18 protein-coding genes are annotated in these 17,014 nt (G+C 23.2%); 4 read left to right on the forward strand and 14 right to left on the reverse strand.

All coding sequences use genetic code 4. The annotated features are described in order from the left end of the window. The first annotated feature begins 75 nt into the window (after positions 1 to 75). Positions 76 to 177, forward strand: a complete 102-nt coding sequence (locus tag AAHM95_RS05320; protein ID WP_425289629.1) for an IS3 family transposase — start codon at positions 76 to 78, stop codon at positions 175 to 177. On the opposite strand, the gene AAHM95_RS05325 is transcribed toward AAHM95_RS05320, so the two are convergent. The 7 genes from AAHM95_RS05325 to AAHM95_RS05355 form a co-directional block, all read right to left on the reverse strand. After that, the gene (locus AAHM95_RS05325; protein WP_342274316.1) at positions 133 to 1,377 is read right to left on the reverse strand and encodes an SIR2 family protein; all 1,245 of its coding nucleotides are present in this window, start codon (positions 1,375 to 1,377) and stop codon (positions 133 to 135) included. The genes AAHM95_RS05320 and AAHM95_RS05325 overlap by 45 nt on opposite strands. Positions 1,378 to 1,449: 72 nt before the next feature. Continuing rightward, entirely contained in the window at positions 1,450 to 4,407 is a 2,958-nt protein-coding gene (locus tag AAHM95_RS05330; RefSeq protein ID WP_342274317.1) for an AAA family ATPase, read from the reverse strand. Between the two features lie 82 nt (positions 4,408 to 4,489). Then, positions 4,490 to 5,089, reverse strand: coding sequence for a hypothetical protein (locus tag AAHM95_RS05335; protein ID WP_342274318.1), 600 nt, complete (start codon positions 5,087 to 5,089; stop codon positions 4,490 to 4,492). A gap of 322 nt (positions 5,090 to 5,411) precedes the next feature. Continuing rightward, complete coding sequence (locus tag AAHM95_RS05340) at positions 5,412 to 6,650, reverse strand: IS256 family transposase (RefSeq protein WP_281749630.1); 1,239 nt, start codon at positions 6,648 to 6,650, stop codon at positions 5,412 to 5,414. A gap of 82 nt (positions 6,651 to 6,732) precedes the next feature. Further along, positions 6,733 to 7,089 (reverse strand): DDE-type integrase/transposase/recombinase, encoded by a 357-nt coding sequence (locus tag AAHM95_RS05345; protein WP_342274319.1) that lies wholly within the window; start codon positions 7,087 to 7,089, stop codon positions 6,733 to 6,735. Next, entirely contained in the window at positions 7,035 to 7,439 is a 405-nt protein-coding gene (locus AAHM95_RS05350) for an IS3 family transposase (protein ID WP_342274320.1), read from the reverse strand. Before AAHM95_RS05350 ends, AAHM95_RS05345 begins: the two co-directional genes overlap by 55 nt. Positions 7,440 to 7,480: 41 nt before the next feature. Then, positions 7,481 to 7,759 (reverse strand): transposase, encoded by a 279-nt coding sequence (locus AAHM95_RS05355; RefSeq protein ID WP_342274321.1) that lies wholly within the window; start codon positions 7,757 to 7,759, stop codon positions 7,481 to 7,483. A 197-nt stretch (positions 7,760 to 7,956) separates the two neighbouring features. Here AAHM95_RS05355 and AAHM95_RS05360 point away from each other — a divergent pair, with 197 nt between their 5' ends. Beyond that, positions 7,957 to 9,447 carry an ATP-binding cassette domain-containing protein gene (locus AAHM95_RS05360; protein ID WP_342274379.1) on the forward strand — a complete coding sequence of 497 codons (1,491 nt, stop codon included), beginning with the start codon at positions 7,957 to 7,959 and terminating at the stop codon, positions 9,445 to 9,447. A 53-nt stretch (positions 9,448 to 9,500) separates the two neighbouring features. Here the strand turns inward: AAHM95_RS05360 and AAHM95_RS05365 are convergent, their stop codons facing one another. Further along, positions 9,501 to 10,334: a DUF3137 domain-containing protein gene (locus AAHM95_RS05365; RefSeq protein WP_342274322.1), complete on the reverse strand. Its 834-nt coding sequence runs from the start codon at positions 10,332 to 10,334 to the stop codon at positions 9,501 to 9,503. Between the two features lie 156 nt (positions 10,335 to 10,490). On the opposite strand from AAHM95_RS05365, the gene AAHM95_RS05370 reads away from it, so the two are divergent. After that, positions 10,491 to 11,729: an IS256 family transposase gene (locus AAHM95_RS05370; protein ID WP_281749630.1), complete on the forward strand. Its 1,239-nt coding sequence runs from the start codon at positions 10,491 to 10,493 to the stop codon at positions 11,727 to 11,729. A gap of 30 nt (positions 11,730 to 11,759) precedes the next feature. On the opposite strand, the gene AAHM95_RS05375 is transcribed toward AAHM95_RS05370, so the two are convergent. Further along, positions 11,760 to 11,933: a hypothetical protein gene (locus AAHM95_RS05375; RefSeq protein WP_342274323.1), complete on the reverse strand. Its 174-nt coding sequence runs from the start codon at positions 11,931 to 11,933 to the stop codon at positions 11,760 to 11,762. A gap of 132 nt (positions 11,934 to 12,065) precedes the next feature. On the opposite strand from AAHM95_RS05375, the gene AAHM95_RS05380 reads away from it, so the two are divergent. After that, positions 12,066 to 12,344 carry a SemiSWEET family sugar transporter gene (locus AAHM95_RS05380; protein ID WP_174480572.1) on the forward strand — a complete coding sequence of 93 codons (279 nt, stop codon included), beginning with the start codon at positions 12,066 to 12,068 and terminating at the stop codon, positions 12,342 to 12,344. A gap of 6 nt (positions 12,345 to 12,350) precedes the next feature. On the opposite strand, the gene AAHM95_RS05385 is transcribed toward AAHM95_RS05380, so the two are convergent. From AAHM95_RS05385 to AAHM95_RS05405, 5 genes are all read right to left on the reverse strand, one after another. Beyond that, entirely contained in the window at positions 12,351 to 13,130 is a 780-nt protein-coding gene (locus AAHM95_RS05385) for an alpha/beta hydrolase-fold protein (RefSeq protein ID WP_342274324.1), read from the reverse strand. Between the two features lie 16 nt (positions 13,131 to 13,146). After that, the gene (locus AAHM95_RS05390) at positions 13,147 to 13,890 is read right to left on the reverse strand and encodes a hypothetical protein (protein WP_281748265.1); all 744 of its coding nucleotides are present in this window, start codon (positions 13,888 to 13,890) and stop codon (positions 13,147 to 13,149) included. A 206-nt stretch (positions 13,891 to 14,096) separates the two neighbouring features. Further along, positions 14,097 to 15,167 (reverse strand): hypothetical protein, encoded by a 1,071-nt coding sequence (locus tag AAHM95_RS05395; RefSeq protein WP_342274325.1) that lies wholly within the window; start codon positions 15,165 to 15,167, stop codon positions 14,097 to 14,099. A gap of 154 nt (positions 15,168 to 15,321) precedes the next feature. Next, a complete protein-coding gene (locus AAHM95_RS05400) occupies positions 15,322 to 16,482 on the reverse strand; it encodes a hypothetical protein (RefSeq protein WP_342274326.1) in 1,161 nt (386 codons plus the stop codon). 186 nt (positions 16,483 to 16,668) lie between these two features. After that, entirely contained in the window at positions 16,669 to 16,974 is a 306-nt protein-coding gene (locus AAHM95_RS05405; RefSeq protein WP_342274327.1) for a hypothetical protein, read from the reverse strand. Between the last annotated feature and the right edge of the window lie 40 nt (positions 16,975 to 17,014).

The raw sequence follows: 17,014 nt of genomic DNA on the forward strand, positions 1-17,014 counted from the left end.
TTGTTCACTTGTCTATGTAATTAGTGTCCAATAAAGTGTAACCCATCCACATCATTAATCCAATTAAAATTAGAATTATTTGATTACATCAATTGATATAACAACATAAGAATTCACAGTACTCTAAACTACCTAACTCCAATTAGTTATCAAAAACAAATGTCTACCAAAAAATAGTCCTAAAAAGGGTTGCCATTCCATTTTGTCTGATTTAAAATACTCTTCAAAATTAAAGTTTTTTGATTCATTAATAACTTCATGATTAAAAACTAAATCTATTTCATTTAATAAATCATATATGTTTGCATATTCTTTAATATAATTTAAAAATTTTTTAATAACTTCAAATAAATTTATACATTCTTCACTATTAAAAATCTTACTAAATTCAATATACTTTATTCCATAAAGTTTAGAATCTAATGGTGGCTTCTTGTCACATTTAACGTATTTAGTGGACAATACCACTGGAACATTAACTTTACACTTATCACAACAATCACATTTATTTTTTTGTTTTTCATAGTCATTAAATAATACAACAAAATTTTCATTCTCTCATGTTTTAACTTTTGCTTTTTCTAAAATAAAAGTCGCCAAACTATTGGCTACAAACTGATCTTCAAAACTATAACCTAAAAAAATAAATGTATAATTTTGATTTACTGCATCTTCTATTATTTTTTTAAATGATTCTGTAAAATTTTCAATAATTCAATTCTCAATAAAACTTTTATAAGTATCTATAAATTCTATTTTTTTACCTTTTTTATTCAAATTATTAACTTTATGTTCACTTGTTTCATTTGATTTTTCATTAATTCCAGTTATTGAACAATGAATTGGATATACTTTATCATTTAATTCTTCAATACTATTAATTCAATTTTTTATATATTGTTTAGGATTTTCTAATTTATTTCAAGCAAAAATATTATCATAATTTGTAGTAATTATTTTATCAAAATTATTATTTATTAATTCTAAAATTTCTTTTTTTTCACTATCAATTTCCTTTTTTTCTATATCAAGTTTACTACTATATTCTTCTATAAAAAAAGCACTTGCACTGTCTTTTTTCTCTTTTGTATCTAATAAACTCTTTAAATTATCCAAAACTCTTGAAAGATCAAAGTTATTTTGAACCATACTCTTCAAATTCTTAAGTTCTTTTTTATAATAATCATCTAAATCTTGAAATTCATTCTCTATTTTTTCAATAATAGAAATTAATAATTCTTTTCATAAAGGAAAACCAAAATTTGCAGAAAAACCTGCTCCTAAAAATAATATTGTTTTCTTTTCAATTATTTTTGAACTAATAAACTTAATGTTTTCTTCTACATTTTTGTCTAAACAATCTTTTGAATCTGCCATTTAATTTTGCATCTTTCTATTATAGATTAATTTAAATTTAACATAAAAAAGTAGTTATTACTACCTTTTTAATTAAACAACATAATTAACATTTTTCACTGATTTATCGCTTTCAATAATTTTTTTAGCATCTGCTAATTTAATGGCTACCATTTTCGTAATTCCTTGATTTTGCATAGTTGTCCCATATAATACATCACAATTTTCCATTGTGCCTGGACGATGAGTAACAATAATAAATTGCGTATATTGTGAAAAACTACGAACATATCTAGCAAAACGTTCTAAATTAGCTGGATCCAATGGCGCTTCAACCTCATCTAATATTGTCAATGGCAATGGCTTGACTTTTAAAATAGCAAATAATACTGCTAATGCAACTAATGATTTTTCACCACCTGATAATAAGTTTAAATTACTAATTCTTTTACCAGGAGGATTAGCAAGCACTTCCACACCTGTATTTAAAATATCATCAGGTGATGTATATCGTAAACTACAAGTTCCTCCACCAAATAAAGTTTGAAATGTTTCGGGCAATACCATATTAATAGCTTTTATTGTTTCATCAAATTGCGTTACCATAACATTATCCATTTCATCAATAGCTGTTAACAACGATTGTGATGCTAATTGCAATTCATCATGTTTAGTTTTTAAACGTAAATAACGTTCATTTTCATTTTCAAATTCTTCAATAGCATTAATATTTACAAATCCTAAATCTTCAATCTCACTACGTAATTGTTGTACCAAATTACGTGCTTGTTGTTCATCTGCTAATGGTTCACTATAATGTTCTCTAGCATATTCATAAGTTAAATTATAAGTTTCAACTAAACGTCTTAAATGTTGTTCTACTTTTGACTCCATTTTTACTTGCTCAAGTTTTTGATTATTTAATTTATCACTAGTCATAAAATGTTCTTGATTTAAACTATATAATTCATTTTCTAAAGTTTGCATTTGTTCTAATAATTGATGTTTCTGTTTACGAATTAATTGTAATTGACTTTTTATTGTCGCTTGATCATATTTAGAATTTTCATATTGAATAAAAATATCATTTAATTGATTTGTAGTATCAATATCTAATTTTTTACCAGTCAATGTTTGATATTGAGTAGTTAATAATTGTGATTGATTAGTGATATCACTAATTTCACTAATCAATTTATTTATTGTTAAAGTAATTGTCAACTTTTGACCTTGATAATTATTTAATTCGCTTTCAATACTTGTTCTTTGGACATTTATATTAACTAATTGTTGTTCTAATGATTTAATTTCTTCTTTTAATTCAGAAACTATTAACTTTTCTTTAAAAACATTAATACTATTTTGATGTTGATAACCTCCAACAATAGCACCTCCAGCTTTAATTAATTGACCATCTAAAGTTACACATTGATATTTAGCAGCAATTAATTGTGAAATAACTCTTGCGCTTTCTAAGTCTTCACAAATAATAGTACGACCTAAAAGAAAATTAATAATCGGCTGAATTCTATTATCAACTGCTGTAACTAAATGATGAGCAAAACTTAAATAACCCGATTTGCTATTAACAATAATTTCATCTTCTTTAGTCGCTGTTCGAACTTGAATTGAATTTAAAGGTAAAAAAGTGGCAATTCCCGCTTTATTTTGTTTTAAAAATTCAACAGCCTTGGTTGCATCTTTGTTAGTCGCCGTAACAATGTTTTTTAAAGTATTACCCAATACTTTAACAATCGCTTCACTATAAAGATCGGGCACCGAAATTAAATCACTCACTACTCCAATGATGCCATATAGTTTATCTTTATTATTTAAAATTGTTTGAACACCCAAATATTTTTGATTTTGTCGTTGTTGATAATTAATTACCGATTCTAATTGTGCTTTTTTTTCGCCTAAACCACGATGAATATTATTTTGTCCTAAAATTAAATCTTGATGTTGAACATTTAGTTCTTCAAATAAATTATTAATTTTATCAAAATTTTCTTGTTCTTTTTTTTGTAAAAAAGTTTTTTGTTCAATAATAGTAAGCAAAGTTTCAATTTCATTTTTTAATTTTTCAACTTCTGTTTGATCTTTTATTTCACTTTGTTTTGTTTTCATTAATGATTTTTGTTGTTCTAAAACTTGCAATAAACTATTAACATTAGATAAATTCATTTCTAAACTATTAATGTTTTTATCTAAATCATAACTTTTGTTTTTTAAAAATTTTAATTGTTGTTCATTCTTACTAATATTTAAATTAAGTTGTTGTTGTAAAATTTCATTATCATTTATACTGACTGTTGTAAGTTTTAATTGATTATGATATGTCTCCAAATCTTTAACAATAATAGTAATTTCATATTTTTTTAAATTATCACGTAATTCAACATAAGTTTTAGCTTTCTGTGCTTGTTTTGCTAATGGTTCAATTTTTCTACTTATTTCACTAATAATATCATTAACTCGAACTAAATTTTCATTAGTACGCTCTAATTTACGTAATGACTCTTCTTTCCTCTTTTTGTATTTTGAAACACCCGCAGCCTCTTCAAATAAAGTTCTTCTTTCTTCTGGTTTAGAATCAGCAAATTTTGAAACATTACCTTGACTAATAATTGCAAGTGAACCTTTAGCTAAACCTGTACCCATAATAATTTCTTGTACATCTTTTAAACGAACACGAGCTTTATTAATGTAATATTCATTTTCTGAACTATTACGAAAAGTTTTTCTAGTAATTTGTACTTCATTAAAATCAACTTTAAATATTTTATTAGTATTATCAAAAACTAAAGTAACTTGAGCACTATTTAATGGCTGTTTACCTTTAGCACCATTAAAAATTATATCTTCACTATTTTCACCACGTAATGATTTAACTGATTGTTCACCTAAAACTCAACGAATAGCATCATTAATATTAGACTTTCCAGAACCATTAGGACCAACAATACCTACAATATTAGTATCAAATTCTATTGTTAAAGGCTCTGCAAATGACTTAAAACCATATGCTTCAATTCTTTTTAAGAATGCCATCTTACCTCACCTATTTTAAAATATATATTTATATTTTACCATGAATCAGTTTAATATTTATTGCTAAGATTTAGCAGAAATATTACTTTATTTGCATTATTATTTGTTCTTTAATTGTTTTATAATAAAATTTATTAATTCACAAATAAAATAATGTAGTACTAATAATAGTACTAATAATTAACATTATAACTAAGATACTATTAATTCATAATGGAATTCCAATAATTGAATAATTAAAGTTGAGAATATTATAAGGATAAATAAAATTTTTAACATCATTTGTTTGTAAAATGCTGGCTCTAATATAAATATAAGTTAGATAAATAACTACTAATATAAATTGTTTTTTAATATTGATATTAAATTTATTTTTTTTAAAAGTTAAAATTAAAAAAGTAATCATCAATATTGGTGATACTAAATGATCTAAAAAGGAACAAAATAAAGATAAATTATTCAATTTTCAAAATCAATTAAGTTCTAAATCTAACTTTGAAACACTATCAATAAATATCCCCACTCAAAAAATAAGGACAGTAATAGTTATGTATATTGTTAAATTAATTTGACTATAAATATTAGTGAATCTATTTGTCTGCTCTTTTTGATGATAAATTAAAGAAAATAAAAACCAAATATTAACAATAAATATTGTTTGAGAAGACCAAAATGATAACATTATATCAAAGTTTTGTAATACTATAGAATTATAAAAATTATCTTTATTAGTACTATTAACATATCAAAATTCAGTAAATACAGAAAAGATGATAGTCAATATTGATAAAATAAAAATGAATATACAGCTTAATAATTTATATAAAAATCTTCAATCTTTAAATTTTTGCTTATATAATAAAAACACAAATTATTCCTCTTCGAAAAACAAAATCATATTTAATAAATATAATAATAACAATTTTTTTGCTAATTTAACAAAAAAAGTATTAATTAAATTTGAGGCTTTTTAATAATCTGTGTATCTTTGTTTTACAAAGTTACTAATTTAGATTAATTCTGTCTTCAAATTTTATCATAAAATGAGCAATTGCTGTATTTCAATTTTGAATAGGCAATGTTCATTTTTTTGTTATATTTTCAATTGCCAAGTAAAATATTTTGAAAACTGCCATATCATTAGGAAAAACTTTTTTATTTCTGATGATTTTTCGTAATTGACTATTAACAGATTCAATAGCATTTGTAGTATAAATCACTCTTTTGATTTCTACTGGATAACTAATAAAAACCATTAAATTATCTCAATTTTTATATCAAGATTTAGTAATTTGAGGATATTGTTTATTTCATTTACTTTCAAACGATTCTAAAGCTTGCATTGCTTGTTCTTCACTACATGCACTATAAATTGGTTTTAAATCTGCAACTAGACCTTTTCGATGTTTGTATGAAACATATTTTAAACTATTTCTAATTTGATGAACAATGCATAATTGATGTTCTGTTTTAGGATAAACTGATTGTATTGCTTCTGACATGCCTGTTAAATTATCACTACAAGCAATAAGAATATCATTTAAGCCACGATTTTTCATTTCTGTGAAATTAGATAATCAAAACTTAGAACCTTCATTTTCACTAATTCATAATCCTAAAACATCTTTTTTGCCTTCTAAATCAACTCCTAATGCTATATAAACTGATTTGTTAATAATCCGTTTATCTTGTCGTACTTTAACTACTATACAATCAAAATAAACAATAGGATAAATACTTTCTAATGGTCGATTTTGTCATGCTTTAACATCATCAATAACATCATCAGTAATTTGACTAATAACACTTTCACTAATATCAGCACCATGATATAACTCTTGCAACTGCATTCTAATGTCAGATAATGTCATTCCTTTTGCATACAAGGAAAGAACTTGTTGATCAAAACCATCAAATCTTCTTTGCCTTTTAGGAACTATTACAGGAGTAAAATTACTATTGCGATCTCTTGGTACATCAATTTCAATTTTACCTTGTTGAGTTATTAATTTTTTTGAACTTGTACCATTACGAGCATTTTCAGTAGTACTATGTTGATTTTTTTCATATCCTAAATAATTTTGCATTTCAGAATTCAACATTTTTTCAACTAATCTTTTTGTTAATTCTTTATATAAACCACCAGGTTTAAAAACTGTTGTTAAATCTTCAGTATTTTCTAGTAATAAATCTACTGCTTTTGATATTGGATCATTATTATTAAAGTTATCTTTTTTAGCCATCTGTAACTCACTCTTTCTAGTCATTTAATTATATTTACTAGAATTAATTAAACATAGTTATTTTTGTAAGTTACACAGATTACTAAACATTTCCTAATGATGTAAAATTTTTATCATTAATAAATTCAATTTTGAAAGTTTTAAAAGTTGCTTCAGCAACAGCATTGTCATAAGGACATCCTTTTTTGCTTAAAGATCGAGTTATGTTGAAAGCTAATAAAAGTTTATCAATAGTTTTATTATTGAATTCATTACCGCGATCAGTATGAAATATTTCAATATCTTTTAAACAGTGATTTGATTGCATAAATGCTTGATATACTAATGATGCATCTTTTTTAACTCCAACACTATGTCCAATAATTTCGCGGTTAAATAGGTCGATTAATAGGCAAATATAGTTTCATTTACCATTAACTTGAACATAAGTGTAACCCATCCATAAGTTAAATCACTAACAATAACTTCATTTTTAATTCTATTATTAAAGTTTCTATTAACAAGATTGGTTATTTGACTATCATTGACTTTATTATGATAATTTTTGAATGATAATTTAGTGTATTTTGATATTAAATTATGCTTATTCATAATTTCTTTAATTTTTCTGCGTGATAAATAAATTTCTTGGTTTGCTAGTATGACTTTTAATCTTCTAGTACCATAAACTTCTTTATTTTCTTTAAAAGCACTAATAACAGCTTGTTCATAAATATTATTTTGAATTTTATTTTTTTTCTTTAAATTAAAATAATATGTTGATTTAGAGAGTTTTAAAAAATGACACATTGTGCGAATTTTATATTTAGATTTATTATTTGCAATAATCTCTACTTTCTGCCTATTATTAGTGCTGCTTGCTTTAAAATATCAATTTTCATTCGTAACTGTTTTAATTCTTTATTTGCTTGAATTAATTGTTTTTCTAAATCTGAAAGATTATCTTTAGTTTTAAAACTACTTGAATTAGTAAATTGCTTAATTCAATTGTAAGTAGCTGCTCTTGTAACATTGTATTCTTTAACAAGGCAAGATACTGATTTGCCACTTTGATATAAAGCTACTATTTGTTTTTTAAATTCATCTGAATATGAGTTAATAGTGACCATAATTATAATTCCTTTCTTTTAACTAATTTGTTCACTTGTCTATGTAATTAGTGTCCAATAAAGTGTAACCCATCCAAAAAGAAACCAAAACAAATTTAACAGAAACAACACATGAAAAAAGAATTAAAAATAGTGACTTTCTAATTAATGCTACTGACATTGTTAAAGTATACGGTGATAAAACGGTTTTAAATAAATTAAATATTCAAATTAAAGCTGGTGAGCGAATTGGAATCATTGGTGCAAATGGTAGTGGTAAGTCAACACTGACAGAAATTATTGCTGGTATTAGACATGCAACTTCAGGAGTTATTGAAAAAAAAGAAGGTATTGTTATTGGTTTCCAATTTCAAGAATCAAAATATCCACCAGGGATTACTGTTATGGATATGCTTACTTATTATTTAGAAACATTTAATATCGAAATCAATGTTGGTCAATTAAATGAATTATTAAATACCTATCAATTATCAGCTGCTAAAAATAAAAATATTATGTTTCTATCTGGTGGTCAACAACGACTTAATATATTATTAAGCGTTATTCATAAACCTGACTTGGTTATTTTAGATGAAGTATCAACTGGTTTAGATATTGAAGTTAAGGAAGAAATATTTGATTTTTTACAAAAAAATATTGTTGAAAAAAATGTAGCAATGATTTTAGTTACTCATAACATGAGTGAAATTGAACATTTCTGTACACGTATCATTTATATGCACGATGGTGACATTATTGAAAAACGGACTGTTAAAGAGGTTGTTAAAGAATATGGTTCAGTTCATAACTATACATCTCAACAATTTCAAAAATATAAAAAACCTACTATTGCTGCAGAAAAAGAAGCATTATCTAAGAAAAAAGGTCAGCAAGATCCAAACAAAATTGTAAATGCCGCAAAAACACGCTCTTCTAAACAAATACCGTTATTGAATTTAATGTTTAAATATTATCTAAAAGGCTTCTTTGTCCCATTTTTTCTAATTGTTTATCCAATTCTAATCTTGGGAATTCAAGGAGAATCAATACGGCATACTGGTGCTGATGTTGCTGGCACCATTACTGCAGTTAAACAAATGATTGCTGGTATTGCGATTGTTAATATTATTTCAGTTGGAATATTTATTATTCCTCAAACAATTATTGAATTTAAATTATCTGTATTACTAAAAAGAATTGGTGCAACTAATATTCATCCCTTATTTTTTGTTACTGCTGTAATTATCATCGGTGTATTTGCTTCAATAATTTCTTTCTTATGAACATTATTATGAGGTGGCATTTACTTTGGTGGTACGTATGGCTGAAGTGTTATTGCTCTTCCTACTCAAATTGGTGCTTCGATTCCATGAATTATTATTATTTTTATTACTACTATTGGTTTGGGAATAATGTTAGCATCATTATTTAAGACTATTACTTCATTTATTGCTGTTGCCAACGTATTATATTTACCTGTTGCTTACTTAAGTGGCTCAATTATGCCTATTGATTGAATTACAAGTAGTAAAGTATTAAATATTATTAGTTATTTCTCACCATTTAAATACTCTACTTTGCCTTACTTTGAATGTTGAAATGGAACATTTAAAATGACATGAGAAATGTATTTATATGGAGGTATTAGTTTAATAATACTAGCAATTTTTATGGGAATTGCTGCTCGCAAATTAAAATGACAAGATTAATAATCTAATTTTAAAAGTGATTGGGAATTCCAATCACTTTTAATATTTTTTAATTATTTAAATAATAATTCCTTACTTAAATCTAAACTTACTACTCATTGATAAGAGTTTATTATAATATCTAATGTAAAATTTAACATTTCAACAATATTTTCTAATAATTTTTCTTCACTATTAGCAATAACTAAATTTAATAAATTAGCAGTAGAACTATTATCAGAACCAATATTCATATAAGGAAGCATTAGAGTGACTTGATTTTTATTAACATAAATACTTGGTATTTTTTCTTGTATATTTGCTAAATCAACCATTTTGCTCATTACTTTTGGCACTAATAACTTTCTTAACTTAATTGGATCACTATAATCAAGAGCAAATAACTTCTCAAATGCTGCTGATTCAAGTTGATCACCACGATTTGAACCCATAATTCTTGAACATAATGTTTCAGGAATAATCGTTGTTATTACATCTTGCATATCAATTAAACACGTAAAATAAAGATATCGATTATATGTAGTACTAGTAGTTGTAGTTTTTCCTGTCTTGTAATTTCTAGTAATCTTTTCTAACGTTGTTCCACAATTAAAATTTTTATCATTAATACTACCAATAATAACTTTTTCAGTTCAAACACGATGATTAAAATCACTACCAATAACTAAGAATTTTTGTGGTACAATGGTAAAATTTTTAGTAACATTAGTAATTTCAACTGCTTTAAAAGCAGAATTAACTGCCATTTTTAAATAATTAATATTATATTCTAAAAATTCTCGTTTTATTTTTTTGGAAAAAGTTTGTCCAACTGTTACTAACAATGTTCCAACTAAAATAAAAATAATACCAATAATAACTATTACTAAATAAAATGTGCTAGACACTTTTTCAGGTAATAAACTACTCAGAAAAATTATCCCTAACATAATAGTAAAAAAACCTAATGAGAAATGTTTAGTAATCTGTGTAACTTACAAAAATAACTATGTTTAATTAATTCTAGTAAATATAATTAAATGACTAGAAAGAGTGAGTTACAGATGGCTAAAAAAGATAACTTTAATAATAATGATCCAATATCAAAAGCAGTAGATTTATTACTAGAAAATACTGAAGATTTAACAACAGTTTTTAAACCTGGCGGTTTATATAAAGAATTAACAAAAAGATTAGTTGAAAAAATGTTGAATTCTGAAATGCAAAATTATTTAGGATATGAAAAAAATCAACATAGTACTACTGAAAATGCTCGTAATGGTACAAGTTCAAAAAAATTAATAACTCAACAAGGTAAAATTGAAATTGATGTACCAAGAGATCGCAATAGTAATTTTACTCCTGTAATAGTTCCTAAAAGGCAAAGAAGATTTGATGGTTTTGATCAACAAGTTCTTTCCTTGTATGCAAAAGGAATGACATTATCTGACATTAGAATGCAGTTGCAAGAGTTATATCATGGTGCTGATATTAGTGAAAGTGTTATTAGTCAAATTACTGATGATGTTATTGATGATGTTAAAGCATGACAAAATCGACCATTAGAAAGTATTTATCCTATTGTTTATTTTGATTGTATAGTAGTTAAAGTACGACAAGATAAACGGATTATTAACAAATCAGTTTATATAGCATTAGGAGTTGATTTAGAAGGCAAAAAAGATGTTTTAGGATTATGAATTAGTGAAAATGAAGGTTCTAAGTTTTGATTATCTAATTTCACAGAAATGAAAAATCGTGGCTTAAATGATATTCTTATTGCTTGTAGTGATAATTTAACAGGCATGTCAGAAGCAATACAATCAGTTTATCCTAAAACAGAACATCAATTATGCATTGTTCATCAAATTAGAAATAGTTTAAAATATGTTTCATACAAACATCGAAAAGGTCTAGTTGCAGATTTAAAACCAATTTATAGTGCATGTAGTGAAGAACAAGCAATGCAAGCTTTAGAATCGTTTGAAAGTAAATGAAATAAACAATATCCTCAAATTACTAAATCTTGATATAAAAATTGAGATAATTTAATGGTTTTTATTAGTTATCCAGTAGAAATCAAAAGAGTGATTTATACTACAAATGCTATTGAATCTGTTAATAGTCAATTACGAAAAATCATCAGAAATAAAAAAGTTTTTCCTAATGATATGGCAGTTTTCAAAATATTTTACTTGGCAATTGAAAATATAACAAAAAAATGAACATTGCCTATTCAAAATTGAAATACAGCAATTGCTCATTTTATGATAAAATTTGAAGACAGAATTAATCTAAATTAGTAACTTTGTAAAACAAAGATACACAGATTATTAAAAAGCCTCACCTAATGCCAAAATAATATAAGCAATAATTTTATATACATTGCTTATAAACATTCGCTTAAAGGAAGTATTTAAAATCTTGTTATAAATTGAATGTATATTTTCTTTAATAATTTTTAATTCATTCTCATTAAACTTTATAATACTATTATTTCTGCTCATTTTTCCTCCCATATATTAATTTATTAAAATAATTATACTTAAAATTATTATTTTTACTATCAACTTAACCATTAATATCTTATAATAAAATTTAGAATACTAAAATATAGTAAGAATTTAGGAGAGAAAGATATGGAACTTACAATTAATATTTTATCTTGAATTGGAGCAATTTTAACTAGTATTGTTTTAATTCCCCAAAGTTTTAAAATAATTCGCACCAGAGATACAAAATCATTATCATTATATATGTATATTATTTTTGTACTATCAGCAATAACATGAATTATTTTTGCAATATTGTCTAATCAACTTGCTATTATTACAACTAATACTATTGTATTATTTTTTGCAAGTATTATTTTAATTCTAAAAATTAATAATATTTTTAGAAAAAAAGAAAAACCATAGTTTCAATTAGCTAATAAGAATTAAAGGATTTTCATTAATATATTTAATTCATCATTTAAAACCATGAGCACCATTTTCATCAATTACTAGATTAGTAGTAATTTTTCTATTAGTTAATATTTTTTTTAATTCAATAGTATTACTTTCATAATTTGTTACTAATTTGCCTTCAAAAAACTTTGGTTCTTTTTTTCCTACCCATAGTTCAACTATTAAAGGTTGATTATTATTTAAAACTTTAGTTTTTAAATCTTCAATAATTTGTGAATTAAATCAAATTGCTGGCGAAAATAATAATAATTTTGTAAATTGTAATTTTGATAAATATAACATTTGTAAACAAAAATATGCCCCCAAAGAACAACCAATGGCATTTAAATTTTTAATTTTTAAATTAAACTTTTTAATAACAAATGGTATAACCTCATTAATAATAAATTCTAAGTAATTTTTACCATTACCACCAAGAAAATCAATGTTACTTTTTTTTAATTCAGGAAAATATTTTGTCATTAATATTTTTACATCATCATTGGTATAAGTTGCTAAATCATTAAAACGAGTCATATTATTGGTACTACCAATACCAATAAAAATACAATTACTATTATTTTCAAATAAAATATTACTATTACTATTAAGTAACATATCTTTACCATCAAAAACTAAATAAACTTCATAAGCAATATTTTGATCATAAATAGAAGGTAAAGCAATAATAATATCTTTATTAATATTTAAAAATTTACTTTTAATATTATCAACTTTTACATCATAATTATTCATATTTTTTATCCTTAATTTATTGATAATTTCCTAACAAAGAATAATTCATTATTCTAATATAAAAATTAAAATTAGTTTGTTCTAAGCGCATAGCGCATTTAACCAATTCATCTAAAATTATCAACTTATTAGTAAATAAAGTTTCATATGAAAAAAAAGCTTTTAAATTTAAATCAGTACTATCTTTTGTCAGCAATGTTTTTCTGGTTTCTAAATCCAACAAATAAAATAACATTAATAAACTTCCAAACTCATAATTATTTTTTATGTTTGTTTCATTCTTAGTTAAATTAATAAAAATATTACCACTAATATTTACCAATCTTTTAATTATTAGCAAACTTTCTTTTTTCAAATTAGAATTATTTATCAAAAAATCAGGTAATACTACTTTTGAAGTATCATCAAACCAAACTTTTATTTGATCTTTACATCCAAGTAATAATAAAAGTTCCTTGGCATTTTGATAATCATCTAACTGTTTTTCTTGACGCTTAAAAGTAGGAATTAAAGCAGAAATAGTTAATATAAAATTTGCAACTAATCTTAAATATTCTTTATAAGAAATTTTATTGAAATATAAATAAACACTTATTATTTTCATAAACATTAAATTTTGATTACTATTAAATATTAAGTTATAAGTATTACGATAATCTTTTGCTTTTAAATGACCTATTTTTTTTTTAATTTCGCGCTTAAAAAAATAATTACTTTTTAAAAGCAAAAGATGGTTAAATAATCGATATTCGGGAATCATTTTTTACTTCCAATCTAATTATATATTTTTAAATTTAATCTTAAAATAATTATAACATTGAAATAAATAAGTACATAATGTTACTTATTTATTATATTTAATTGCCAATAATATCATTGATAATTAATTATATTTAATATATAAATTTAAAAAGTTATTTTAAATAATAACTTTTTAAATCCATTCTTAACTAAAATCTTTTTTTCTTATAAAGAATTTATTAATCTCAAAGAAGAACTTAATTTTTCTTCTGCTTTATCTTCATTTGGCAAACTAAAACAAGATTGATTTTTTTCAATATCTGTTTCAAAACCAAGATCACTATATTGACTATTAACTCTTGAAATTAATTCTTTTTTACTAGAAAAAGGATTCTTTTCATCAAATTGCTTTGATATTTCATTTTCTGAAATTAAATTTAATTTATCAAAAATTTCTTCATTTTTTTCATTTGTAATTTTATTAATCAAACTGACTTGTAAATTAATAATATTTTCAAAAATATTTAATTTTAAAACTTTAAGTGGTTTAATATTTTTTTCATTTTCATTTATTTCTTCTCTTAAATTTCTTGTTTTCAATTTTATTTCTTTAATTTCTTTATTAACTTTTTTGTTTCTAACATATTTAAAAATACCAAAACTAATAGTATTTACAAAAGTTATTTGTCAATTTTTTTCTGCTTTTTTTTCTCTTAAATCTTGAATATCACGTTCAAGTAAATCAATTTTATCTAATATTTCTTTATTTTTTTCTTCAAAATCAAATATTTTTTGTTCTAAATCCTTAATTTGAATTGCTGAGAAACTAATACTATCAAATAATTCTGTATCACCATCTTCTTCAAAAGGATTTTTCTTAGATGGATATATAGAATGTTCTAATTCTTCAAAGTTTTTATTTTTTAAAATAAAATCTAATTGTTCAAATATTTCTTTATATCTCTTAACTTTATTTTCATATAACTGACCTTGTAAATCAATAATTTCTTTTAAAATATTTAATTTTGAATTTTTAAATGGTTGTGCATTTTTTTCATTTTCATCAATTTCTTCTATTAAAGTTTTTATATTTAATTCTGTTTTTTTAATTTGTTTATTAATATTTGAAAATAGTTGTATTTTTTTTGATTTTTTTAATTTTTTTAAACGTTTAATTTTATTTTCTAAAGATTCAATTTGCTCAACTATTTCTTCACTTTTTTTCTCAATAAAAAATATTTCTTTATCCAATTCTTCTTTTGCTTTTTTTAATATATTAATTTTTTCGATTAACATTTTTTTCTCCTTTAAAAATTAAAAAAACCCATTTACTTATAAATAAAGCAATAGGTTAAAAACTATATTTAGTTTATAAATTAAATTATACTTACTTTTTTATTTTTAATTATTATTTTTATTTTTTTTACTAATATGTTTTAAAAAAAGTATTTTAACTAGTTAAAATACTTTTTTGTAAAATAGGAGGTACTGTAGAAAAACTTTTCGCGAAATTGTTTATTAAATTTTGACTAAAACAACAATTTCCAAATATTTTAGCATCTTTTTCCACTGATTTAGAAAGTACTTCAATATCACTGCCGTCATCATCTTCATTAAAACTACTATCCTTACTTGAAAATGTTATTGTAATTTCTTCTTCTGGTATATCTGATAATTGTCTTTCAAAATTGATAGTGCTTGACTTTGAATATATTTTTACATTATCATTTTCTTGTTCTAACTCAGAAAGTACTTCAATATCACTATCATCATCTTCATTAAAACCACTATCTTTACTTAAAAATATATCATCTTCTTGCTCGGATTCAGAAAGTACTTCAATATCACTATCATCATTATTAAAATTTAATTTATTAACAGTAACATCTACTTCTATTTCTTCACTAAAGATACTTTTTTTATTTAAAGATATTTTTAAAATATCATCTTTTTTCTCAGATTCAGAAAGTACTTCAATATGACTATCATCATCACTATTATATCCAGAAGAATTTTGTTCTAATGAAGAATCATTATTAATAGGATCTACTATTTTTGCTATTTGATTTTTTAAATTATCTAATTGTTGAAAAAATTCTTTATTAATTTTAATTAATCGATTGTTAACAAAAAATAAGTTTTTTAAAAGAATATTAGTTTTTTTAATAATTTTTAATTTTTGAATTTTTAACAATTTAATAATATTTTTATTATTATTTATCGTTTGTTTCAAACATTCTCTCTTAATTTTTATTTCTTTAATTTGCTTATCAATATTTTTGTTTTTATAATATTTAAAAATACCAAAAGTAAATACATTTAAAAAAGTTAGTTTTCAATTTTTTTGGTTTTTTTGTTTTTCTAGAACTTTAATATTTTTTTCTAATACTTTAATTTCTCCTATTAATTTTATATTTTTATCTTCTTCATCAAATATTTGTCCAGTTAATTCATTGATTTCTTCATCTAATGTAAAAAATTCCTCCTCTTCGATTAATGAAATATTTAATTTTAATTCTGTATTTTTTTTATCAATATAAGATATTTTTTCATCTAATTTATTAATTTCTTTATCTAATAGTAAAAAAGATTCTTCTTTAGTTAATGGCATATATACTTCTCCTTTTTAAAAACAAAAGAACCCATTTGCTTTAAAAAAACAATGGGTAAAAACTTATATTAAGTTTATCAAGTAATAGGGGCTTTGCCCCTCGTTGCTTCGCAACTCACCCCAGCGGGGCTAAACCCCGCGGCCAACCAACCAAGGTTCTGGTTGGCTCCGACCAATAATATAAATTTAAATTTTTAATAAACTTTGTTTATGTGTAGTTATTAAAGTTTGATTATAAGAATTAAAAGTTAATTTTTCTAACTCAGGTGAAGAAGGCATTTTTTCATAACAAAATAAATCAATATCGTAATTATGTTGCTTAATTTCATTTATTTCACTAATTATAAAATCAAAATTAATTTTATGATTTTTAAAATCAGATAACAAAAAATCATATGTTTCTTTTTCAAGTAATGGTTTTAAATTATAAAATTTATATTTTTTTCTTTTAAATATTGATTTTGGATATTCTGCTTTTAAATTTCATCTCATGTCTAATTTTCCTTTCAAAATAAAAAAACTAATTTACTTT

It is taken from the genome of Spiroplasma endosymbiont of Phycita roborella, assembly GCF_964031195.1.
GTDB classification, from domain to species: Bacteria; Bacillota_I; Bacilli_A; order Mycoplasmatales; family VBWQ01; genus Spiroplasma_E; species Spiroplasma_E ixodetis_A.